The sequence below is a fragment of the Phyllobacterium pellucidum genome, from assembly GCF_013327855.1.
In the GTDB taxonomy this organism is placed as follows: domain Bacteria; phylum Pseudomonadota; class Alphaproteobacteria; order Rhizobiales; family Rhizobiaceae; genus Phyllobacterium; species Phyllobacterium pellucidum.
The window spans coordinates 220,299-241,255 of sequence record NZ_JABUMX010000005.1 but is presented as its reverse complement, the minus strand read 5'-3'; the positions used below and the strand labels follow the sequence as shown (position 1 = coordinate 241,255).

The window sequence follows — 20,957 nt, the reverse complement described above, 5'->3', positions numbered from 1 at the left end:
AAATTCGTTCTCCTTTCGGCGCTGCTCTACGCGCCGGGCACCATTCTCTATTTCTGGGCCCGCCGCGAACGCGGCAAGCCCATATTCAACACAACTGTCGATTGGCTGATTTTCGCTGCCGCAGCAATCGGCTGCGTCGCGGCGCTGATCGGGCTCATATCCGGCTACATCACAATTTAAGCTACCTCGGGAGGTACAACCATGTCAGCTTCTCCAAATACTCAATCCAGCGACTTCGGGGTCCATTCCGAGGTTGGGCAGCTGCGTAAGGTCATGGTATGCGCACCGGGGCGGGCGCATCAAAGGCTCACACCCAGCAATTGCGACAGCTTGCTCTTCGACGACGTGCTCTGGGTCGATACCGCCAAGCGCGATCACTTCGATTTCATCACCAAGATGCGCGATCGCGGTATCGAAGTGTTGGAAATGCATAATCTCCTTACTGAAACCGTGGCGGTTCCTGAAGGCAAGAAGTGGATTCTCGACAATCAGGTTGTTGTCAATCAGGTCGGGTTGGGCCTGGTGGACGAAATCCGCAGCTATCTCGAGGGACTTTCCAACCGCGAACTGGCTGAGACCCTCATTGGCGGCCTTTCCACCTATGAGTTTCCAGAGACCCATGGCGGCGAGATGCTTAAGCTCGTGAGGGACGCGGCAGGCGTCAACGAATACCTGCTGCCGCCGCTGCCCAATACGCTCTATACCCGTGATACGACGTGCTGGATCTATGGCGGCGTTACCTTGAACCCGCTCTACTGGCCTGCGCGCCATGAGGAGACGATTCTTACGACCTCGATCTACAAGTTCCATCCGAGCTTTGCCGGCAAGGTCAATGTCTGGTGGGGCGATCCGACTGAGGATTGGGGTCTCGCCACGCTCGAAGGCGGCGATGTCATGCCCATCGGAAAGGGCAATGTTCTTATCGGCATGAGCGAGCGCACCTCACGCCAGGCTATCAGCCAGCTCGCGGCCAAGCTTTTCGAAAAAGGTGCCGCCGAACGCGTGATCGTTGCGGCCATGCCGAAGCTGCGGGCAGCAATGCACCTCGATACTGTGTTCACCTTTGCCGACCGCGATTGCGTGCTGCTCTATCCGGATATCGTCAACGGTATCGACGCTTTCTCCTATCGCCCCGGTGACAAGGAAGGAACTGTCGAACTTCACAAAGATAAGGGCACGTTCGTCGAGACCGTACGCGATGCGCTCGGCCTCAAGAAGATGCGCGTCGTCGAGACGGGCGGCAACGACTATATGCGCGAACGCACGCAGTGGGACAGCGGCGCCAATCTCGTTTGCGCTTCGCCGGGTGTCGTTTATGCCTATGACCGCAACACCTACACCAATACCTTGCTGCGCAAGGAAGGCATCGAAGTAATCACCATCAGTGGCGCCGAACTTGGCCGTGGCCGGGGCGGCGGCCATTGCATGACCTGCCCGATCGCCCGCGATCCGGTCGACTACTGATTAGCCGGACTTATCTGAACTATCCCTGGGGCCGCTTGGAGCGGCCCATTTTTTGCTGGTTCAGATGGTGATGCGTCCCGTGGCGATGCCGAAAATCGCGATAGCCGCCCCGAGAGCCGCAATGGCAAACATGATCATTTCTGTTGGTGTAAAGACCTTTTTGCCCTGCTCGCGCCGCGCCATGATAAACAGGATCGTGCCCGGGCCGTAGAGTACAAGCGAGAGCAGAAGATGCTTGGCGCCGGCGGCATAGATGAGACCTGAAGTATAGACGAGCGCAACCAAGCCCCTGATCAGGTCGGTCCGGTGGCCGGCGGGATCGCGGTCATAGGTTTCGCCTGTCCAGGCAAGCTTGAACCCATAGGCTGCCACGAGCAGATAGGGGATGAGGATCATCGAACTCGTCAACTCGATCGCGAGGCGAAACGCATATTCAGTAAAAAGCGTGATGATCAGAAACGACTGCACGATGATATTGGTCAGCCAGAGTGCATGCGACGGCACTCCATTCTTGTTTTCATGGGAGAGAAACCGCGGCATCGTCTCGTATTTCGAGGCGGAGAAGAGAATTTCTGCGGCCAGAAGCACCCACGATAGATACGCGCCGAGAACCGAAATCAGCAGGCCGAAGCTGACGAAAATCGCGCCCCAGGGTCCGACCACCGCCTCGAGCACGCCTGCCATCGACGGGTTGCGCAACTGGGCAAGATCGGTGCGCAACATCACGCCATAGGACAGGATGGTAACGAGGACGAGAAGGCAAAGCACGCCGAGGAAGCCAACAACCGTGGCCACGCCGACATCGTTGCGGTTGCGCGCGTAGCGGGAATAAACGCTTGCGCCTTCGATGCCGACGAACACGAAGACCGTGACCAACATAGTGCCGCGCACCTGACTGGCGATGTTGCTGAAACTGACGTCTTCGCCGCCCCAGAAATTGAGGGCAAACACGTCTGCCTTGAAGCCGTAGATGACGAAGACGATGAATAGAAGGATCGGTATGATCTTGGCGAAGGTGACGATCGTATTGATCGATGCCGCCCCCTTCACACCCTTCAGGATCAGCGTGTGAAAACTCCACAGAATGACGGATGAGGCGACAACAGCGATGACCGTATTGCCATCGCCGAAGACCGGAAAGAACAGGCCGAGCGTCGATTTGATCAGCACGAAATACGAAACATTGCCGAGGCACGCTGCCGACCAGTAGCCGAGGGCCGACAGGAAGCCGAGATAATTGCCGAAGCCGGCCTTGGCATATGCGTAGATGCCGGCATCAAGGTCCGGTTTACGGCGGGAAAGGACCTGGAACACGAAGGCCAGCATGAGCATTCCGACGCCGGCGATCGACCAGGCGATCAGTGCGCCGAAAGGCCCTGTGACGCGGCCGAAGCCCTGGGGCAGGGAGAAAATGCCGGCGCCGACCATCGATCCGACCACCATGGCCATCAGTGCCCATACGGAGAATTTTGTCTCGGATGTCGATGTCATTTCGCCCCACAAGCAGATGCTGATTTCGCCGAATCGTGCCGGCCGCCAGGCGACCCCGCAACCACTTTAACTTTCGGCCGCGATGGTGTGATTGGCATCCAGTCCCAAACCTTTGCACCGGATACTATTCGCCAGAACAAAAGCAGTCCCTCCGGCAAATAAAAACCAAAAAGCCAGCAACAATTCGAAAGCATTCTCTCTAGAAATTCGCTTATAATAGAACCGGTTAATGCGGGGCATACCTACTGCCAGCTTGTTGATCATCCCGATTTTCTACGAGGGTCGCTTCGATGGCTTCAGACCGTGGTACAGCACACAATGGCGTTGCACCTTCGCCCTTTGGCTCGATCAGCCTCTGGCTGCTGCTGTTTGCGCTTTGGCTGATCATGAATGCCAGTATCGAGCTTCCGGTCGTCCTTACTGGCGCCGTAATCGCACTCGTCATCGACTGGATCTTCATGTGTCGCAGCGGCACCTGGTGGCAGGTGATACTGACCCCGAAAAGCGTGGTCCATTTCATTGCCTATACCGGTGTTTTCTTCGTGGAGTTGGTGAAGGCCAATTTGAATATGCTGCGCTATGTCTATTCGCCGCGCATCGATATTCACCCCGGCATCGTCAAGATCAATACGGGGCTCAAATCGCCGATAGGACGTCTGGCTCTTGCCAACTCAATTGCGCTCACGCCCGGATCTCTGGTCATGGATATCCAAGGCGATGTGATTTTCATTCACTGGCTGGACGTCAAGACCGTCGATCCAGGGCTTGCCACTGAAATGATCGCAGCGCCCTTCGAGAAACATCTGGGAGCGGTCTTTGGCTGATATCATCCTGAAGATTGCAGGTGCCCTGATCTTCCTGAGCATCACATGCGGTATAATCCGGCTCGTGATCGGGCGCACGATCGTCGACAGGATCGTTGCCATCGACATGCTGACGGTTGTCTCAATCTCGCTTATCGCCCTTTACGCCCACTTGTCGGGCCGTTTCGTCTATGTCGACGTGGCGCTCGTCTATGGCCTTCTCAGCTTTCTTGCAGTGCTTGCGATCGCGCGTTACCTCGAGCGGAGGTCGTAGCGCCATGCTGGAACTGCTGGTCATCCTCGTTTGTGCCGGCATCCTTGTGAGCGGCGTCCTTGCCGTTTGGCTCAGCAACCTGCTCGCCGCGATGATCAGCGCGGGCCTCGCCAGCCTGTTTGCCGCCGTCTCCTATGTATTGCTCGCGGCTCCCGACGTGGCAATGGCAGAGGCGGCGATCGGTTCTGGACTGGCGACCCTGATCTTCCTCTATACGATGCGCAAGACCAATGGCGGGAAAGAGCCATGATGGAACTGGTCGGCAGTATCATAATCCTTGCCGGTGCATTCTTTCTCTTTTCCGCAGGGCTCGGTCTTTTGCGCATGCCCGATGCTTTCACCCGCATACAGGCCGGCACCAAGGCATCGACACTCGGCAACATTCTCGTTCTTGTCGGGCTGGGCTTTTACCACCCTGATTGGAGCCTCAAGCTGCTGATCGTTGCCTATTTCGTGCTGATGACGAATCCCCTGTCATCCCACGCACTTTCGCGTGCTGCGCACAGGATCGGCATTCCAATGGCAGCGTCGACCTTCACCGACGCATTGCGTGACGCGGAGAACGAACAGAAAGGGAAGGGCGCCCAATGAAGCGAAGCTTCGCCATTCTCGCTGTCATCATGTTCGGGGTGATCTTTTTCGGCCTGATTACAGGATATATTGAACGCCAGACGATATCGCCGCTTGCTGAATATTATCTCACGCAGGTCCCGCGCGAACTGGGCGCGCCGAATGTGGTGACCGGGATCCTGATCACCTATCGTGGCTTCGACACGCTCGGGGAAGTGGCCGTACTTTTCATGGTGGCTGCGAGTGTTGGCGTGCTCCTCAAAAGCAAGACTGGGCAAGATGCGCCAAGTGCCGGAGGGCGCGAACCCAGCGAACTCGTTCGCACCGGAGCTGAAGTCATCCTGCCGCTCATTTTCCTCTTCGGCGCCTATGTGATCATGAACGGGCATCTTTCAGCGGGCGGTGGTTTTCAAGGCGGCGCTGTGGTGGCATCCGGCGTCATGTTGCTGATGCTGGCGAGCCCGGCCAGCCAACTCCATCACGGCTTCCTCAGCGTGACGGAGTCGCTGGCAGGCGTAATTTATGTCTCGATCGGCGTGCTCGGCATTGTTTTTGCTGGCGGATTTCTCGACAGCCACATTCTCCCGCTCGGCAAATTCGGCACGTTCCTCAGCGCTGGGGCGATCCCGCTGGTATCGGCACTGCTTGGCATCAAGGTTGGCGCGGAGCTGAGTGTCGTCATAGATCGGTTCCGAAGCTGACATGGCAGGCGAGGTACGTTGATGGGACTGCCGGTTTCGCAAATCTTGCTCGTTACGGGGTTTCTTTTGATCCTGATCGGATTTTGGGGAATATTTGCCCACCGCAATATCCTGCGCATCGTCATTGGGTTTTCGCTGATCGACACCGGCATTCACATCGTCATGGTGGCAACCGGATATGTGACCGGAGGTACTGCGCCAATTATCGATGCCGCATTGGAAAAGGCACACGCTGCGGCGAACGCTGTGGATCCTGTTCCATCCGCGCTTGTTGTCACCGCCATCGTCATCGGCTTTTCCGTCACTGCGATCATGCTATCCTTTGCGATACGCCTGTACGATGCAAAGAAGACGCTTGATATCGACGCCTTCACGGAGTCGAAATGGTAGAGGCCTTGTTGCAACCGCTGAACATTTTCCTGTTCGGCCTTGGCGGCAGCTTTCTTATCCCGCTGCTTTACCGGATCGCCAAGCCTTTGCCCGCGGTCGCTTTCGGCCTTGCACTTGTTGGGATGACAGCCATCAGCGCTGCCTGCCTGTGGGCGGTTTATCATGGTCAGCCTGCGCTGGAGAGTTTTACGGCCGGCAATGTGCCACCCTATTCGATCAATCTACGCATTGGCCCTTGGGAAGCCATCTGTGCCTTCAGCATCAACATTGTCGGGCTTCTGGCTGCCTGGCATCTGTGGGGCCAGCTCCGTCAAAGTTACGCAGCCCTGTTGCTCTTTCTGCTCCTGATCATGGGCGTGAACGGCATGGTGATGACGCGCGATCTGTTCAACTTATTCGTGTTCCTGGAAATTGTATCGATCGCGACCTATGGCCTCTTGGGCTTCGACGGGACCCCCGCCGCGCTCGCCGCCGGCTTCAAATACATTCTGGCGACTGTGCTTGCATCGACCTTTTTCCTGCTTGGCACCGTGCTGCTTTATCATGTGACCGGCACACTCAACATCGATGACCTGATCGTTCACCGTGACCAGATAGCGGGCCCGATCGGAACGACGGCACTTCTGCTCGTGCTCGCCTGCCTTCTTATCGAATTGAAGCCGTTTCCAGCCAATGGCTGGGGCCTCGATGTGTACGAGTCAGCGTCGAGCGGCATTGCAGCGCTCGTTTCCGGTGTGGTTTCGGCAGGCGTGTTCTTTGCCCTGTTCAAACTGCTGCCGCTTTTTGACAATTTTCTCACAATCATTGCGGTTTCGGGCGGCGCCACGTTTCTGTTCTCCAACCTTGCAGGGCTACGCCAGACGAATGTTCAGCGCATCCTCGGCTATTCGTCCATCGCACAAATGGGATTGTTGACCCTCGCGCTTGCGCTGATGCGGCAGCTTGGCTCCGACGCGTCGATGCCGCTCGTGGTCGGCGGTCTCTTCGTCAATCACCTCTTTGCAAAGGCCGGTCTCTTCTTTCTCGCGGGCGCTGTCGACCGGGATAAGGTCAATGGCTGGGCTGCCATCGCCGGACGTCCGCTACTTCTGCTGGTCTTCGCCATGCTGCTCCTTGCCATTGGCGGCCTTCCGCCTTTTCCAGGGTTCTGGTCCAAATGGGAACTGGTCATGAGAGTGGCCAATGCCGGGCAGTATGGATGGATCGCCGTCATTCTGGTCGGGTCGCTTTTCGAGATCGCGTATATGTTCCGCTGGTTCAAGCAGGCGACCCGCGCCGCGCCGGAAGTGGAGATGGTGGACGTCTCGCCCGGTCATCTCGTACCGGCGGGAATGTGTGCCCTGCTTCTCTGCGTTTCCGGCTATATCGCGGCAAGCCTTTCGGGTGCCGCCTCCCTCTGGATGTTTGCGCCGCTTTGCGGGGCGGGCTTTCTCTGTCTGCTCGACCGGCTTCCGGGCCGATTGAAATCCGTGTTGATGCTCGTCCTCGTTCTTGTCGTGGGCGCCTGGATCATTTCTCCCGCAGTGGGCATAAGCCGGCTGTTTGCGATTCTGCTCCTTGCAGGCGGTTTGGTCGTCGCTGCGGCAAGTCTTTATCGCGCCGATCCTCGCCAAGGTTACTTTCCACTCATGGCGCTCCTGCTGCTTTCCATCGCAGCGCTTCTGCGGACGAAAACCAGCCTCGAATTTTTCTTCAGCTGGGAGATGATCACGCTCGCGTCCTATTTCCTGATCGCCCGCGGCGCACGTGCTTACGCGCTGCCATTCCTGTTGTTCTCCATTGCCTCGGCCTTCTGCCTGCTCACTGGCTTCGCCATTGCCGCTGCCGCCAATGGTACGATGGATCTTGCTGCATTTGGCGCAGCCGGAAAGGATGCCTGGCCGGCATTCGTCCTGCTGGCAATCGGCTTCCTCATTAAGGCGGGTGCCGCTGGTGTCCATGTCTGGCTGCCGGGCGCCTATGCGGAAGCCGACGACGACCTTTCGGCGATGTTGTCAGCTGTCGTCAGCAAGGTCGCCATCTTTGGACTGTTTTCAGTCACCTATCTCGCCATTCGCTCGCAGATCGGGCTCGACATGGCGCATGTCGTGGGTTGGGTCGGCCTGCTGACAACCGTATTCGGCGCTCTAATGGCGTTGCAGCAGAATGACGTGAAACGCATGCTGGCCTATTCGAGCATGAGTCAGCTCGGCTATATTGTCACTGCCATCGCATTGATGAGCCATCTCGGCTGGGTCACAGCGCTTTATCTCATCGCCAACCACCTGATGGTGAAAGGCATCTTGTTCCTCGCTGCAGCCGGCATCATCCTGCGAACCGGAACGCGTCTGATCGATGGAAGCGGCGGATTGGTGCGCAACATGCCTTTCACTTTTGCGGCCGTCGCCACGGCTCTCATCTCCATGTCAGGCCTGCCGCCGCTTGCCGGTTTCGGTGGAAAATGGCTGCTGCTCAGCGCTCTGGTGGAGAAGAGCTGGTACGGACTGGCAGCGATGGCTGTCGTCGCGACGTTCGTCGGCTTCCTCTACATGTTCCGCCTGGCCTATTCGGTTTTTCTCGGGGAGCGAAGGGCCGGACTTGACGCTATTCAGGAAGCGCCCCTGGCGTTGCTGATGCCGCAGTATGTGCTGGTCGCAGCCATACTGGCTTTGACCTTTTTCCCGAAGATCTTCATGGAGCCAGTATCCGCGGCGATCGACCCGACATTTGCATCGACGCTGGTGTGGGAAGGCATGTCGCTCGAAACCATTTACGGTTACTGGAATCCGCTACCCGTCATGGCGATAACGGTGGCGCTTGCCGCGGTCCTCTTCTTCGTGGTCTGGCTTCGCTACGTATACGGCTACCGCAGGACCCCGACGACGGGCGTCGCAGTCTTTTACGCATTCTATCAGCGGACGCTTGCGCGCGTGTTGAAGCCGGTCGCGATCACATTCTGGCGCGGTGTGTCGGCGTTGACGCTAGGCGCCGCGGACTGGGTCAGAAAGGTCTATACCGGAAACGGCCAGACCTACTGCCTATGCGTCCTTTGGTATGTCATCGTCATTATTGCGGTCGGGACGATCGGCCTTTAGCGGCCGATCTGCGCTCAGCAGGGCGCGATGAAGATCGTGCCGTCGCTGCGCCGATAACGGCACTTGCTCCGGTCCTGGCTTGGCGTCGATGCTGTACCGACGACAGCGCCAAGGAGGGCACCACCAGCAGCGCCACCCACGGTGCTGCGCGTATTGTTGCCGATGGCTTGACCGGCAACGGCGCCGACGCCCGCACCGACCACCGCGCCAGTCCCTGCACGACGATCCTGTTCGTTCGTGGCGCAGGCCGAAAGCAGTGCAGTTGCGCTTAAAACAAGAATGGCCACATTCAACGATTTCATGACGACCTCCTCGACAAATTCGTTTCGTTCGCCAGTGAGTTCAATGTTCAGGAAGCGCCAACGTCAACAAGGATCGCTTTCCCCGAGCCACGCATACCGAAGAAATGGACGCCAGGCCTAGTCTGCGGATTCTCGGCAAAGTCACCGTAAACTTGACAGGCCAGCCGCCCACGACATGCGCCCGGGTTGGCGCATCGCCAAGGTCTATTGAGATTTATATCTTCAGTCCGGATCTGCTGCCTGCCTTGTTTGCTCGAGGACAGCTTCGGTTATCGAATTCGGCAGTCGACGCGGCGTCTCGATGAGCCCCAGCAGCGGCATGATGACGATGAAGAATGCGAAATAGTAAAGCGTCGCGAACTGGGACAGGATGACGTAAGCGCCTTCCGGCGGCCGAGAGCCCAGCCAGCCGAGGAAGAGGCCGTTGGCGACGAAGAGTGCAAAGAACAGCCTGTACCAAGGACGGTATACCGCCGAGCGCACCTTTGACGTATCGAGCCACGGTACGAAAAACAGCACTGCGATGGCGGCAAACATGGCCAATACGCCGCCGAGCTTGGAATCGATCGGTCCAATGCTGAACGTGATGGCGCGCAGGATGGCGTAGAACGGGAGGAAGTACCATTCAGGTACGATATGTGCCGGCGTCTTCAGTGGTTCGGCAACCGTGTAATTGTCCGGATGGCCGAGAAAGTTCGGCATATAGAAGACGAAATAGGCCAATACGAGCGAGAAAACGACAATTCCCAGCGCGTCCTTAACCGTTGCGTGGGGCGTAAAGTCAACGACGTCGGCGCTCGACTTGACGTCAATGCCGATCGGATTGTTCTGGCCGACCACGTGCAGCGCCCAGATATGCAAGGTCACCACGCCGACAAGCATGAATGGCAGCAAGTAGTGCAGCGCAAAGAAGCGGTTGAGGGTGGGATTGTCGACGGCGAAACCTCCCAACAACAGCTGCTGTATCCACTGGCCTGCCACCGGTATGGCGGTGAAGAAGTTGGTGATGACGGTGGCGCCCCAGAACGACATCTGTCCCCAGGGCAGCACGTAGCCCATGAAGGCCGTCGCCATCATCAACAGGAAGTTGGTGCAGCCGAGGACCCACAGAAGCTCGCGCGGCGACTTGAAGGAGCCATAGTAAAGACCCCTGCCGATGTGGATATAGACTGCGATGAAGAAGAACGACGCACCGTTCGAATGCAGATAGCGCAACAGCCAGCCGGAATTCACGTCACGCATGATCTTTTCGACTGAATCGAAGGCCAGTACAGTATTGGGAGCATAATGCATCGCCAGGACGACGCCGGTCAGGATCTGCGAAACCAGCATGACGGTGAGAATGCCGCCGAAGGAATAGGCGTAGTTGAGATTGCGCGGGACCGGGTAGATGATGAACGAATCGTACACCAGCCGGGGCAGCGGCATGCGGGCATCCAGCCAGCGCTCGATGCCTGTCTTTGGCGTATACGGCGAACCCACACCCCGCATCGCATTTCTCCCGTTAGCTCAACTTCAGCGTTGTGTCTCGCGCAGGTCATTTCACCGGCATGACAACCGGGGCATCCTTTTTCTTCAGCAGCACGACGATGAATTTCGCCGGTTTGGTCTTGCTGGCATTGCGGCTGATCAGGTGAATGTCGTCAGGACTCTCGTAGAAGGTCTCGCCCGGCGACACGGTGACTTCCTTTTCTCCCTTGACCTGCATCACGATTGAACCCTCGAGCACATAGACGAACGCATTTGCTTCGTGTTTGTGAATAGGTGATGAGCCTCCCGGGCCATATTCGACCGAGATCATCAAGCCCTCCTTGCCGGGATAGTTCGGGAGGTCCTTTTTCATGAGCGGCGTGACTTTTGCAGTGTCGCCAGCGGCGACCGACGGCAAGGTGCCAACGAGACAAATGGCGGCGGACACAAATAGCCTCAACAAAGCTGATTTCATTGTCGTGATCCCTTAAGTTGTTGAACGCAAATAGACGGGTGGCTTACTTTGGCTGTTGAGCCTGGCGGAACCAGTCCTGGAAGGTGATCTTGCCGATCCGTGCACCCTCGCCAGGCACGATCGACTGGTCGTTGAGCTCAGACCCAAAATAGCGCGCATGCACGTCTGCCTCGACCGTTCGAGGATCGTTGGCGGCTTGCAGATACCGGGCAATAATCGCGTTCATGGGCGCGCGCTCGGGGCCGGCAATTTCCATCGTTCCGTTGAGGGGCTTGCTGGTGGCTACATCGGCCATCACATCGGCAACGTCGTCCGAGGCGATGGGCTGGAAAGCTGCGGGAGAAAGACGAGCGACGGTGCCGACTGTCGCCTCATCGGCGATGCCCTTCAGGAATTCAAAAAACTGGGTGGAATGGACGATCGTGTATGGAATTGGCGATTCCTTGATGAGTTTTTCCTGGGCAAGTTTGGCCCTGAAATAGCCATTTTCGGGCAGCCGTTCCGTTCCGACGATCGACAGGGCGACGTGGTGCTTTACGCCGGCCTTGGCTGCGGCGGCGAGAAGGTTGCGGCCCGACGTTTCGAAGAACTCAAGCACAGCCTTGTCTTCCCATGAAGGCGCGTTTGCCAGGTCGACGACGACCTCGGCGCCGACGAGCGCTTCCGCCAGGCCTTCACCTGTGATGGTGTTCACACCGGTGTTTGGCGACACGGCGAGCACCTCGTGTCCCCTGTTGCGCAGGCGTAGCGCGGTCTTCGACCCTATGAGCCCGGTCCCACCAATAATGACAATCTTCATAACCTATCTCCTTCGTTGTCGGCGTTTTCGACAATGAATGGAGAGACAAAATCATTCTATAATACGCGGGGCGTAGCGACCTAACCGCATTGGTTAGCAGCATCATGCCTAATTATAGGAGTGATCTAGCTGCCGGGTGTCACCAGCGTCAGTGTTGGAAAGTAGGTACGGTATCGTCCGACGTCACGCGTAAGCAAAGTCAACCGGGCCACGGCCGCCTGGGCCCCTATGAAAAAGTCAGGCAGCACGCCTGTGCGGGCCCCACCTGCCTTGCGATATTGCATGAAGACTTTACCGGCAAGGAAGAGTGCTTCTCTCGGGATCGGTATTATTTCCAGTCCGGCCTCATCAATGAATGCGTCGAGGTGTTCGATGCGATTGTAGCGAACCGCAAGTTCGGCGTAGACAACGTCGTTGATCAGCAGGGGGCCCCGCAACGACGCGGCCTCCAACTGCGCGATCGACCAGTCGGCCCATTTCGGGTCGTTGGTGACAAGATCGAGCAACACATTGGTATCAACGAGGATCACTTCTCACCGCGGGTGAGGGCAAGGATCGCATCCGTATCGAGACCCGAACCAGCGTGGCCGCGCAGGCTCCCAAAGCGGCTCTTCGGCTGCTTGTTGTCTGCGCGGGTAATGACGACGCTGCCATCGACCGCGCGGTGGAAATCGACCTTGCTGCCCGGCCCGATTCCCAGGAAGTCACGCACGGGCTTGGGGATCGTAACTTGCCCTTTCGTCGTCACGGTGGTGGTCATTCTGTGCCTCTGGTAATGCTCTTGTCGTAGAAGGTATTACTTTTGGGCAGGGGATTCAAGCGGTCAGTGGAGCCTATGGCGCCACGCGCCACGTGCGGATCATCGACACACTCTATGTGCCGGATTTACGGTCATCGTCCGCTGACGCCCTGCCGCTGCGGCCTTGCGTCGCCCGCAAAAGGTTGTCGCGCAGTTTCGTCACCGATTTCTGCACTTCTGGAAAATCCTCACCAAGTCCGGTGGCGTCAACAACCGACGCGGCAGGAATCTTATCGAGAAGTTTCCGTCCGGCAGGCAGTAGGCTCACGCGCACCTGCCGTTCGTCCGCTGGATCGCGGCGACGTTGCAGATAGCCTGTTGTCTCGAGTTTCTTGAGAATGGGCGTCAGCGTATTGGATTCGAGAAATAATTTCTCACCAAGCGCGCCAACGGTCAGATCGTCCCCTTCAGAAAGCGCGACCAGAGCGATATACTGGGTATAGGTCAGGCCAAGCTTGTCGAGAATGGGTTTGTATGCACGGCCAAACGCCAAATTTGCCGAGTAAACTGCGAAACACAGAAAATTCGACAGCTGTCGACGCTCGTCGGCGGGCACCGTGGAAGAGGGCGCGGTTAAGTCCGGGGCTTTGGCTTTCGAAACAGACATGACGCCTCCTGGGACATAATTTGGATTAATCCTATATAGATCGCATACGATTAAATCGCAATGGTATTGACATCAGGGTTGCATCTGACTATTTACATCGCATCCGAAAGGATCGGATACGATGTAATAACACGAGGATTTGACGATGACCGAGAAGCTCCTTTTTACTGGAAAGACCCATAACACGAGCGGGCGCGACGGCAATACGCGCAGCAGCGACGGCAAGCTAGATCTCAAGGTTCCGCAGCCGCATCCTGCCGCCGAAAATCTGTTCGGCGCCGCTTGGTCCGCTTGCTACATGGGAGCGATTGAGGTCGCCGCCGCCCAAAGGAATATCAAGCTTCCAGCAGCAACGGAAGTTGACGCCGAAATCGACCTGAATGTCGATGAGGGCTCCTATTTTCTCCGGGCGCGACTCAATGTAAGCGTGCCGGGAATCGACCGCGCTCTAGCCGAAGAGTTGCTCGAAGCGGCTCATTCGATTTGCCCCTATTCCAAGGCGGTGCACGGCAATATTGAAGTCGCGACCAAACTCCTATGAGGCAGATCGGCCGGTCTGTTCAAACATGGCGGGCCGACCACTTTGGTAAAAGTGACATCCCAACAGGAGCGCGTTCGATGATCGATGACTATGGAAGGTCAAGCCCGGCCTACAGCGAGTTTTCGCGCGTGCTGGACCCCGCCATCTATGAGGCTTTGCCGGACGATTGGATCATCGGAATAACGGACGTCATCGATTCAACCTCTGCGATCGGGTCAGGGCGATATGAAGACGTAAACTACGCCGGGGCGACGATCATAGCCGCGCTCGGAAATGCTTGGGAGTCGTTCGATTTTCCGTTTGTGTTTCGGGGCGACGGAGCCGCTTTCGCATTGCCGCCACACGGCCATAGGATCGCAACATCGGTGATGCGGCAGGTCTCAAGATTTGCGCAAAGCGATCTCAATCTCAAGTTGCGAACTGGTCTAGTGCCTATAGGAGACATTCGCGCCGCTGGACGCGATGTCAGAATCGCCCGCTACGCGGCGTCGGAACAGGCCACCTATGCGATGTTTGCCGGAGGCGGGGTGAAATGGGCCGAGCAGCAAATCAAGAGCGGGCGTTTTCTCGTCGAGCAGGGTACAGACAAGACCAAGCCTGACCTGTCTGGACTTACCTGTGACTGGACACCCTTTCCCAGCCGGCGAGGGAAGATCCTGTCACTTCTGGTAGAGCCGTCGGAAAATACGCACCCCGAAGCCTTCGCCAAGGTCGCGCGAGCGGTCCTTGCAGTCTTCGATACCGGTTCGCGCCGCTCTCATCCGCTTCCCGAGGAGATAGGCATCCCAAGGGACAGCAAGAAATACATCGATGCGAAAATGTGGGCGGAGATCGCTTCCAATTCCGATTTCCGCAAGTTTGACGATGGGTTGCGCCTGACGCTGGATTGCACAACCGAACAAATCGAGACAGTGGAAGCCTTGCTCATCGAGGCAAGGGCGCGCGGCGAAATCAACTTCGGACTGCATCGACAGTCGCATGCCCTGATGACCTGTCTGGTACCATCGGGACAGCCCAATTCGCATTTGCATTTCCTCGACGGATTGGGCGGGGGCTATACCAAGGCGGCGCAGATGCTGGAAGCAGCTGAGCGCCGTGAAACGTCAACATCGGGCAGGGGTTAGTCACCGGGTTGGGACGACCGCCATCGGCGCGTCGATACAAGCGCCAAGGCAAGCGATGTTACCGTAACGTACTTGTCGGTGGATATGTTTGCAAAGGATCATCGATCCCGCACGCACGCCGTTCATTCCTGTTGTTGGCATCGCGGCGTGGTGATTTTCGCACGGGCCACATCTTCAGAGTGCATGAGATGCTACCGGCGTAATCTTAAGCGTATCACGTGAAGGACATGTCTCTCTGTTTGGGCCCGACCAACGGGAGCACTACAATGGCAGACACAGAATATCCCAACGAGCATTCATCAGTGCCGGCGGTCAGACCTATCCGACAAAGCCGGCGCGAATTCTTGAGCACTGTCTCACTGGGGATTGCGGCTGCAACCACGGCGAGCCTTTTTGCCGGACCGGACGCCATGGCCGCGACGGAAGAAATCCGCCCGTTCACGGTGAACATTCCGGACGCCCAACTCGAAGATCTGCGTCGACGCATCGCCGCTACCAAACTGCCGCCGCAAGAAGTGGTGACGGATGCAACACAAGGTGTGCAACTCGCGACGATCAAGGCACTCGCCGGCTATTGGGGAACGGATTACGACTGGCGCAAAGTCGAGGCCCGGCTCAACGCCTTGCCGCAGTTTACAACCGAGATTGACGGGCTGGAGATTCACTTTATCCACGCCCGTTCTAAACATGAGAACGCATTGCCGCTCATCGTCACACATGGGTGGCCCGGCTCGATCATCGAGCAATTGAAGATCATTGACCCGCTCACAAATCCGACAGCATACGGCGGCACCGAAAAGGACGCCTTTCATGTCGTCATACCGTCGATGCCCGGCTACGGCTTTTCCGGTAAGCCGACCACTACAGGCTGGGACGCCGTCCGCATCGCAGCCGCCTGGACCGCGTTGATGAAGCGCCTCGGCTACACGAAATTTGTCGCGCAGGGCGGTGATTGGGGCGCGCTAATTGTCGATCAGATGGGCGTGCAGGCGCCGCCGGAACTGATCGGCATTCATACCAATATGGCCGGCGCAGTGCCGCCTGAGATCGATAAGGCGGCTTTCGCAGGAGCGGCGCCTCCCGAGGGACTCTCGCCTGAAGAGAAGAATGCCTATGACCAGCTTGCCTTCTTCTACAAGCATGGGCTGGCTTACGCGCAGGAGATGGGGAACCGACCCCAGACCCTTTATGCGATTGAGGATTCGCCCGTCGGTCTCGCCGCCTGGATACTCGATCACGACATCCGCAGTTATGAACTCATCACGCGCATCTTCGACGGTAAAACCGAGGGCCTTACGCGAGACGACATTCTCGACAACATTACGCTCTACTGGCTGACGAATACGGGCGTATCTTCGGCTCGTCTCTATTGGGAAAACAAGCTTCCATTCTTCGCGCCGAAGAACGTCACCATCCCGGTGGCAGTAAGCGCTTTCCCCGACGAGATCTATACGGCGCCGCGTAGTTGGGTGGAGAAGGCGTATCCCAAGCTGATCCACTACAACAAGCTCGACAAGGGCGGCCACTTCGCCGCCTGGGAACAGCCGGCGCTGTTCACTACCGAACTTAGAACGGGGCTCCAGTCGCTGCGCTAACCAGCAATCAACGGGGCGGCGGCAATGTGCGGCCGCCCCATTGTGCCGCGAAGTCTTGGAAGAGTTCCGTCGATGCCTCGGCTTTTCCTGGAGGTTCAGCCCTTTGCTGCAGCTTCCAGTCCGGCAATGTCGAATTTCTTCATCTTGAGCATGGCTTCGGTGACACGCTTGGCCTTCGCCGGGTCCGGGTCGCTCATCAATTCACCGAGGCGCTTGGGGGTGATTTGCCAGGACAACCCCCAGCGATCGCGCAACCATCCGCATTGCTCCGTCGAGCCTCCGTCCTGCAATGCTTCCCAAAGGCGGTCGATCTCACCTTGGGTCTCGCACTCGACGATGATCGAAAAACTGTGATTGAACGGATCGAGCGGTCCGGCTTCGATAGCCATGTAGCGCTGATCGCCGAGGGTAAAGCCTGCGAGTTTAACGCTCCCCGCCGGTCCGCTTGGCGTATCTGCCGGAATGGTCGAGACCCATTCGACGGAAGAGCCGCCAATCAGCGAGGTGTAGAAGCGGACTGCCGCCTCCATGTCTTTCTCGAACCAAAGATGTTGCGTAACCTTCATCGTGTAACCTCCTGTTGAATGGACTTCTGTCAGTAGGACGAAGTTGGAGCTTCCATACCGACAGTTCCCACGCAAAAAATCGAACGAAAGTTTGGTATGGCCCCACGTGGGCACGATACCGTTGTCCGCGTCAACTGTCCGGTTGATGCGAACGCCTGGAGGGATGATGAAACCCGTAAATCCTTGATCGACTGGGCTATTCATGTCTCTATTCAGCCTTCGATCGGGCGAGGCATGCTGCGGGCGTCAAGTATCAGGGCAGCCAGCCAAAAAGGTGCAGGACTGGGCAACAGAAGAAAGTGGAGCGGGCACTGTGCAAAAGAACTTGACTCGGGTCGGACCCGGCTACCCGCAGGTCGTTGTCCTCTTCGGGGCAACGGGCGATCTCTCCCGTCGCAAGCTTCTGCCGGGCCTGTTTCATCTCGTCAGGGCTGGCTTTATACCCGGGTGCCGCATCGTCGGTGTTTCGCTCGATGAGATCGATGCCGACGGTTTCCGCGCCATCGCACGCGAGTCGCTCAGCACGTTCCTGACCCGCAAATTCACCGAGACCGAATGGGAAGATTTCTCTTCATCGCTTGACTATGTCCCGCTTTCTGCCGGCGCGGGCTTGTTGAAGGAAGCGGTGAATAAGGCAGAGGAGGCGCTTGGGCCGGAAACGCGGCGCGTGCATTATCTTTCCGTGCCGCCAAGGGCGGCGCTCTCGGCCGTGCAACTCCTTGCTGAGGCGAAACTCGTTGAGGGTTGCCGCATCATTATGGAAAAGCCGTTCGGCACGGACCTTGTCAGTGCGATGGAACTGAACAAGAGACTGCACGAGGTTTTCGACGAAAAGCAGATTTTCCGTATCGACCACTTCCTCGGCAAGGAACCGGCGCAGAACATCCTCGCTTTCCGCTTCGCCAACGGGCTTTTCGAGCCAATCTGGAACCGCAACTTCATAAACCATGTGCAGATCGACGTTCCGGAGACGCTGGGCCTTTCCACCCGCGCGGCCTTCTACGAGACGACGGGCGCCTATCGCGACATGGTGGTGACCCACCTCTTTCAGATCCTGGCCTTTATGGCGATGGAACCGCCCACGGCCTTGGAGCCGGCGCCGATCTCGGAGGAAAAGAACAAGGTGTTCCGCTCCATGCTGCCGATCGAGCCACGCGATGTCGTGCGCGGCCAATATATCGGCTACCGCAAGGAGCCGGGAGTTGATCCGGAGAGTGACACCGATACCTTCATCGCCCTCAAATGTGCCATCGACAATTGGCGCTGGGCGGGCGTGCCCTTCTTCCTGCGCACGGGAAAACGTCTTGCGGAGGGCCAGCGCATCATCTCGATCGCCTTCCGAGAGCCTCCCAAGTCGATGTTTCCGGCCGGCTCGGGTGTTGGGGCGCAAGGACCGGACCACCTCACGTTCGACCTTGCGGATGCCTCAAAGGTCTCGTTGTCCTTCTATGGCAAGCGACCTGGCCCAGGGTTCAGGCTCGACAAGCTGTCGTTGCAGTTCGCAATGAGCGAAACCGGTCTGATCGGCGAAGTGCTCGAGGCCTACGAGCGCCTGATCCTCGACGCCATGCGTGGCGATCACACGCTGTTTACCACCGCCGAGGGTATAGAGCGGCTCTGGGAAATCTCGCAACCGCTCTTGGAAAACCCGCCGCCGGTGCGCCTCTATGATCAGGGCGGCTGGGGCCCGAAATCGATCCACCAACTCATCGCGCCTCATGCCTGGCGCCTGCCGTTCGAGCGGGCCTGGCGAGATCCGGCGAAGGAGTAGTCGGCGGACTTGTCAGCCTTTCCAGGCGAATGCATTCCGCGACAGCTTTGCGCCCACGTCCGACCTTAAGCCAGTGATGTTGGGACCCGGCAACAAATACAGCGCCTAGCCGAAACCTGCCGGAGCCATCGCGTGGCGGGGTGGGGCTCCAACCCGTCTACCACTTGAATTGTACGCATTGACCGTCGCGCAATTCTGGATCAACCTAAACGTGCAGAGATACGCAGCGGCCGTGGGCGGAGGCGGCTGTGATGCTCTCCGTCGAACGGACAGGGCCACAATTGCTCTCGCCCTGCAACGGCTGAAAGCCTCATATTCAATCCGCATTGGAAAACCGCGTTTCAGACAGCCAACAGGCATAGGCGATCAGCAGTGACAACAGCTGCCGGACCATTGAGGCGTAGCTTATTCAGGAAATACTTCACAACGATTTTTGCTGCAGTTCTGCTGCCCATCATTGTCGGCGGAACGATCGAGGCCTGGCTTGGGTATCGCGACCAGCGCGCCTCCATTGATTCCAGGCTCTTGTCGGAGGCGCGCGCATCGTCGGAACGCATCAGCAGTTTCCTGAACTCAATCATTGACCAGATGGGATGGGCCGTCCAGTTGCCCGTCGCCTCTGTGAGCCCTGAAGAACGGCGGTTCGACGCCCTTCGCCTGCTGCGCCAAGCGCCCGCCATCACCGAGTTCGCGCAGGCAGACCGCCAGGGCAAGGAACTCCTGCGCGTCTCCCGCATCGTGCCGGACATCATGGACAGCGGACGCGATCTGTCGCGCGAAGCCAGCTTTCAGGAGCTGATGGAAAACGGGAGCCGGTTTGGGTCGGTCCATTTCTCGCGAGGATCGGAGCCTTATATGGCTATCGCGATTGCCGGCGAGAAGAGCAGCACCGGGGTGGCGATCGCGGAAGTCAACCTGAAGCTGATCTGGAGCGTGATCGCCAACATCAGGGTCGGCCAGAAGGGACACGCCCATGTCCGCGACCGCATAGGGCGGCTGATCGCGCACCCCGAAATTGTCCGGGTGCTTCGTGGCGAGGACCCGGGAGACCTTATGGCAGTTCCCGAACGGCCGGCTGTGGCCGATGATATAACGCAGGTGCCCGTCGGTTCGAACCCGGTGATAGTCCGGCGCGGGGATAGCGGGGCGTGGGTGATCGCCGGTAGCGCCATCGTTCCCGGACCAAATTGGACCGTGTATGTCGAGCAACCCCTATCGGAGGCGTTCGCACCCATCTACGCCGCGTTGTGGCGGACGGGCATCCTCCTGATCGCAGGTATTGCGGTGTCGGCTGCACTCGCATACGTGCTCGCAGGCAGAATCACCGGTCCCATCCGCCTGCTGGAACAGGGCGCCACCAAAATCGGTGCGGGACAGTTCGATCATCGCGTTCGCATCGACAGCGGCGATGAACTCCAGGAACTGGCGGAACGATTTAACACAATGGCGGATGAAATCGCGCTTTCGAAAGAGCGTTCGGAGCGCATCGCCCGACTGAGGCAGTTTCTTGCGCCGCAAGTGGCGGAGTTGATTGAGATCGAGGGCTCCGAGAAACTGCTGGAGAGCAAGCAGGCCGATGTCGTGGTGGTGTTCGGGGACCTGCGCAATTTTACAGCCTTCTCGGCGAAAGCGGAGCCGGGCGAAATCATGGCGGTGCTGGAAGAGTTCTTCACCGTGCTCGGTCAGCTGGTGCAGAAGCACGAAGCGACGCAAACCGGCTTTTCTGGTGATGGTTTTATGCTGCTATTGAACGCCCCCGTGCCCTGTGACGATCCAGTAGGGCTTGCAGCGCGCATGGCGGTGGATATACAGGAGGCGGTTCAGGAACTCGTCTTCCGCTGGACTTCCGTCGGCTATGGCATTGGGTTCGGGATGGGGATGGCAGCCGGTGCCGCGACGGTAGGTCGGATCGGCTATGAGGGGCGGCTCGAATACACGGCTATCGGACCCGTGGTCAATCTGGCGTCGCGCCTTTGCTCCGCGGCGAAAGATGGGCAGATCCTCATCGACGCTGCTACCGCACGGCAGATCGGACCTGCTTTTCCACTGGATGACCTTGGAGAGCGCCTGTTGAAAGGGTTCGAGGCAGACACCCGCGTATTCGCCATCAAGATGAAAGAGGGACGGGTGTGCGAATAGAT

22 protein-coding genes and 1 pseudogene are annotated in these 20,957 nt (G+C 58.0%); 14 read left to right on the top strand and 9 right to left on the bottom strand.

Annotation, left to right across the window (positions count from 1 at the left end; all coding sequences use genetic code 11):
- Positions 1 to 180, top strand: a pseudogene (locus HQ945_RS19490) (arginine-ornithine antiporter); the annotation flags it as partial.
- Positions 181 to 201: 21 nt separating this feature from the next.
- Entirely contained in the window at positions 202 to 1,464 is a 1,263-nt protein-coding gene (gene arcA / locus HQ945_RS19485; RefSeq protein WP_091951636.1) for an arginine deiminase, read from the top strand.
- Positions 1,465 to 1,524: 60 nt separating this feature from the next.
- Here the strand turns inward: arcA and HQ945_RS19480 are convergent, their stop codons facing one another.
- Positions 1,525 to 2,955, bottom strand: a complete 1,431-nt coding sequence (locus tag HQ945_RS19480) for a basic amino acid/polyamine antiporter (protein WP_113281064.1) — start codon at positions 2,953 to 2,955, stop codon at positions 1,525 to 1,527.
- Between the two features lie 290 nt (positions 2,956 to 3,245).
- Here HQ945_RS19480 and HQ945_RS19475 point away from each other — a divergent pair, with 290 nt between their 5' ends.
- Genes HQ945_RS19475 through HQ945_RS19445 form a run of 7 tightly spaced genes read left to right on the top strand, consistent with a single transcriptional unit; the run spans position 3,246 to position 8,767 of the window.
- Positions 3,246 to 3,779 carry a Na+/H+ antiporter subunit E gene (locus HQ945_RS19475; protein WP_174208419.1) on the top strand — a complete coding sequence of 178 codons (534 nt, stop codon included), beginning with the start codon at positions 3,246 to 3,248 and terminating at the stop codon, positions 3,777 to 3,779.
- Positions 3,772 to 4,032, top strand: a complete 261-nt coding sequence (locus tag HQ945_RS19470; protein WP_113281067.1) for an MrpF/PhaF family protein — start codon at positions 3,772 to 3,774, stop codon at positions 4,030 to 4,032. Before HQ945_RS19475 ends, HQ945_RS19470 begins: the two co-directional genes overlap by 8 nt.
- A 4-nt stretch (positions 4,033 to 4,036) precedes the next feature.
- Complete coding sequence (locus HQ945_RS19465) at positions 4,037 to 4,282, top strand: Na(+)/H(+) antiporter subunit B (RefSeq protein ID WP_027232785.1); 246 nt, start codon at positions 4,037 to 4,039, stop codon at positions 4,280 to 4,282.
- Positions 4,279 to 4,623: a monovalent cation/H(+) antiporter subunit G gene (gene mnhG / locus HQ945_RS19460; protein ID WP_113281068.1), complete on the top strand. Its 345-nt coding sequence runs from the start codon at positions 4,279 to 4,281 to the stop codon at positions 4,621 to 4,623. Before HQ945_RS19465 ends, mnhG begins: the two co-directional genes overlap by 4 nt.
- Positions 4,620 to 5,303 (top strand): hydrogen gas-evolving membrane-bound hydrogenase subunit E, encoded by a 684-nt coding sequence (gene mbhE, locus HQ945_RS19455; protein ID WP_113281069.1) that lies wholly within the window; start codon positions 4,620 to 4,622, stop codon positions 5,301 to 5,303. The genes mnhG and mbhE overlap by 4 nt, the downstream gene beginning before the upstream one ends.
- Before the next feature lie 21 nt (positions 5,304 to 5,324).
- Positions 5,325 to 5,693, top strand: a complete 369-nt coding sequence (locus HQ945_RS19450) for a sodium:proton antiporter (protein ID WP_113281070.1) — start codon at positions 5,325 to 5,327, stop codon at positions 5,691 to 5,693.
- Complete coding sequence (locus tag HQ945_RS19445) at positions 5,687 to 8,767, top strand: proton-conducting transporter transmembrane domain-containing protein (RefSeq protein WP_113281071.1); 3,081 nt, start codon at positions 5,687 to 5,689, stop codon at positions 8,765 to 8,767. The genes HQ945_RS19450 and HQ945_RS19445 overlap by 7 nt, the downstream gene beginning before the upstream one ends.
- Before the next feature lie 14 nt (positions 8,768 to 8,781).
- Here the strand turns inward: HQ945_RS19445 and HQ945_RS19440 are convergent, their stop codons facing one another.
- From HQ945_RS19440 to HQ945_RS19410, 7 genes are all read right to left on the bottom strand, one after another.
- Positions 8,782 to 9,069 (bottom strand): glycine zipper 2TM domain-containing protein, encoded by a 288-nt coding sequence (locus HQ945_RS19440; RefSeq protein WP_113281072.1) that lies wholly within the window; start codon positions 9,067 to 9,069, stop codon positions 8,782 to 8,784.
- A gap of 222 nt (positions 9,070 to 9,291) precedes the next feature.
- Positions 9,292 to 10,560: a cytochrome b gene (locus tag HQ945_RS19435; protein ID WP_113281073.1), complete on the bottom strand. Its 1,269-nt coding sequence runs from the start codon at positions 10,558 to 10,560 to the stop codon at positions 9,292 to 9,294.
- A 46-nt stretch (positions 10,561 to 10,606) separates the two neighbouring features.
- On the bottom strand, positions 10,607 to 10,987 hold the full coding sequence (locus HQ945_RS19430; RefSeq protein WP_091951692.1) for a cupin domain-containing protein: 381 nt from the start codon (positions 10,985 to 10,987) through the stop codon (positions 10,607 to 10,609).
- Positions 10,988 to 11,057: 70 nt separating this feature from the next.
- Positions 11,058 to 11,813: an SDR family oxidoreductase gene (locus HQ945_RS19425; RefSeq protein ID WP_113281074.1), complete on the bottom strand. Its 756-nt coding sequence runs from the start codon at positions 11,811 to 11,813 to the stop codon at positions 11,058 to 11,060.
- Positions 11,814 to 11,938: 125 nt separating this feature from the next.
- On the bottom strand, positions 11,939 to 12,343 hold the full coding sequence (locus HQ945_RS19420; RefSeq protein WP_113281075.1) for a PIN domain-containing protein: 405 nt from the start codon (positions 12,341 to 12,343) through the stop codon (positions 11,939 to 11,941).
- Entirely contained in the window at positions 12,340 to 12,573 is a 234-nt protein-coding gene (locus HQ945_RS19415; RefSeq protein WP_113281076.1) for an AbrB/MazE/SpoVT family DNA-binding domain-containing protein, read from the bottom strand. Before HQ945_RS19415 ends, HQ945_RS19420 begins: the two co-directional genes overlap by 4 nt.
- Before the next feature lie 112 nt (positions 12,574 to 12,685).
- Positions 12,686 to 13,219 (bottom strand): MarR family winged helix-turn-helix transcriptional regulator, encoded by a 534-nt coding sequence (locus HQ945_RS19410; protein ID WP_113281077.1) that lies wholly within the window; start codon positions 13,217 to 13,219, stop codon positions 12,686 to 12,688.
- Positions 13,220 to 13,364: 145 nt separating this feature from the next.
- On the opposite strand from HQ945_RS19410, the gene HQ945_RS19405 reads away from it, so the two are divergent.
- The 3 genes from HQ945_RS19405 (at position 13,365) to HQ945_RS19395 (ending at position 16,479) form a co-directional block, all read left to right on the top strand.
- Complete coding sequence (locus HQ945_RS19405; protein WP_113281078.1) at positions 13,365 to 13,760, top strand: Ohr family peroxiredoxin; 396 nt, start codon at positions 13,365 to 13,367, stop codon at positions 13,758 to 13,760.
- 77 nt (positions 13,761 to 13,837) lie between these two features.
- Entirely contained in the window at positions 13,838 to 14,884 is a 1,047-nt protein-coding gene (locus HQ945_RS19400) for a DUF3095 family protein (protein ID WP_113281079.1), read from the top strand.
- A gap of 266 nt (positions 14,885 to 15,150) precedes the next feature.
- Entirely contained in the window at positions 15,151 to 16,479 is a 1,329-nt protein-coding gene (locus HQ945_RS19395) for an epoxide hydrolase family protein (protein ID WP_113281080.1), read from the top strand.
- Between the two features lie 95 nt (positions 16,480 to 16,574).
- Here HQ945_RS19395 and HQ945_RS19390 read toward each other — a convergent pair whose 3' ends face one another.
- Positions 16,575 to 17,045, bottom strand: coding sequence for a VOC family protein (locus HQ945_RS19390; protein WP_113281081.1), 471 nt, complete (start codon positions 17,043 to 17,045; stop codon positions 16,575 to 16,577).
- A 313-nt stretch (positions 17,046 to 17,358) separates the two neighbouring features.
- On the opposite strand from HQ945_RS19390, the gene zwf reads away from it, so the two are divergent.
- The gene (gene zwf / locus HQ945_RS19385; protein ID WP_113281082.1) at positions 17,359 to 18,816 is read left to right on the top strand and encodes a glucose-6-phosphate dehydrogenase; all 1,458 of its coding nucleotides are present in this window, start codon (positions 17,359 to 17,361) and stop codon (positions 18,814 to 18,816) included.
- Positions 18,817 to 19,188: 372 nt separating this feature from the next.
- On the top strand, positions 19,189 to 20,955 hold the full coding sequence (locus tag HQ945_RS19380) for an adenylate/guanylate cyclase domain-containing protein (RefSeq protein ID WP_343051273.1): 1,767 nt from the start codon (positions 19,189 to 19,191) through the stop codon (positions 20,953 to 20,955).
- Positions 20,956 to 20,957 lie beyond the last annotated feature (2 nt).

Coding starts and splice junctions, on each gene's coding strand:
- arcA (WP_091951636.1), top strand. CDS start 202: ATGTCAGCTTCTCCAAATACTCAATCCAGCGACTTCGGGGTCCATTCC.
- HQ945_RS19480 (WP_113281064.1), bottom strand. CDS start 2,955: ATGACATCGACATCCGAGACAAAATTCTCCGTATGGGCACTGATGGCC.
- HQ945_RS19475 (WP_174208419.1), top strand. CDS start 3,246: ATGGCTTCAGACCGTGGTACAGCACACAATGGCGTTGCACCTTCGCCC.
- HQ945_RS19465 (WP_027232785.1), top strand. CDS start 4,037: ATGCTGGAACTGCTGGTCATCCTCGTTTGTGCCGGCATCCTTGTGAGC.
- mnhG (WP_113281068.1), top strand. CDS start 4,279: ATGATGGAACTGGTCGGCAGTATCATAATCCTTGCCGGTGCATTCTTT.
- mbhE (WP_113281069.1), top strand. CDS start 4,620: ATGAAGCGAAGCTTCGCCATTCTCGCTGTCATCATGTTCGGGGTGATC.
- HQ945_RS19450 (WP_113281070.1), top strand. CDS start 5,325: ATGGGACTGCCGGTTTCGCAAATCTTGCTCGTTACGGGGTTTCTTTTG.
- HQ945_RS19445 (WP_113281071.1), top strand. CDS start 5,687: ATGGTAGAGGCCTTGTTGCAACCGCTGAACATTTTCCTGTTCGGCCTT.
- HQ945_RS19440 (WP_113281072.1), bottom strand. CDS start 9,069: ATGAAATCGTTGAATGTGGCCATTCTTGTTTTAAGCGCAACTGCACTG.
- HQ945_RS19435 (WP_113281073.1), bottom strand. CDS start 10,560: ATGCGGGGTGTGGGTTCGCCGTATACGCCAAAGACAGGCATCGAGCGC.
- HQ945_RS19425 (WP_113281074.1), bottom strand. CDS start 11,813: ATGAAGATTGTCATTATTGGTGGGACCGGGCTCATAGGGTCGAAGACC.
- HQ945_RS19415 (WP_113281076.1), bottom strand. CDS start 12,573: ATGACCACCACCGTGACGACGAAAGGGCAAGTTACGATCCCCAAGCCC.
- HQ945_RS19410 (WP_113281077.1), bottom strand. CDS start 13,219: ATGTCTGTTTCGAAAGCCAAAGCCCCGGACTTAACCGCGCCCTCTTCC.
- HQ945_RS19405 (WP_113281078.1), top strand. CDS start 13,365: ATGACCGAGAAGCTCCTTTTTACTGGAAAGACCCATAACACGAGCGGG.
- HQ945_RS19400 (WP_113281079.1), top strand. CDS start 13,838: ATGATCGATGACTATGGAAGGTCAAGCCCGGCCTACAGCGAGTTTTCG.
- HQ945_RS19395 (WP_113281080.1), top strand. CDS start 15,151: ATGGCAGACACAGAATATCCCAACGAGCATTCATCAGTGCCGGCGGTC.
- HQ945_RS19390 (WP_113281081.1), bottom strand. CDS start 17,045: ATGAAGGTTACGCAACATCTTTGGTTCGAGAAAGACATGGAGGCGGCA.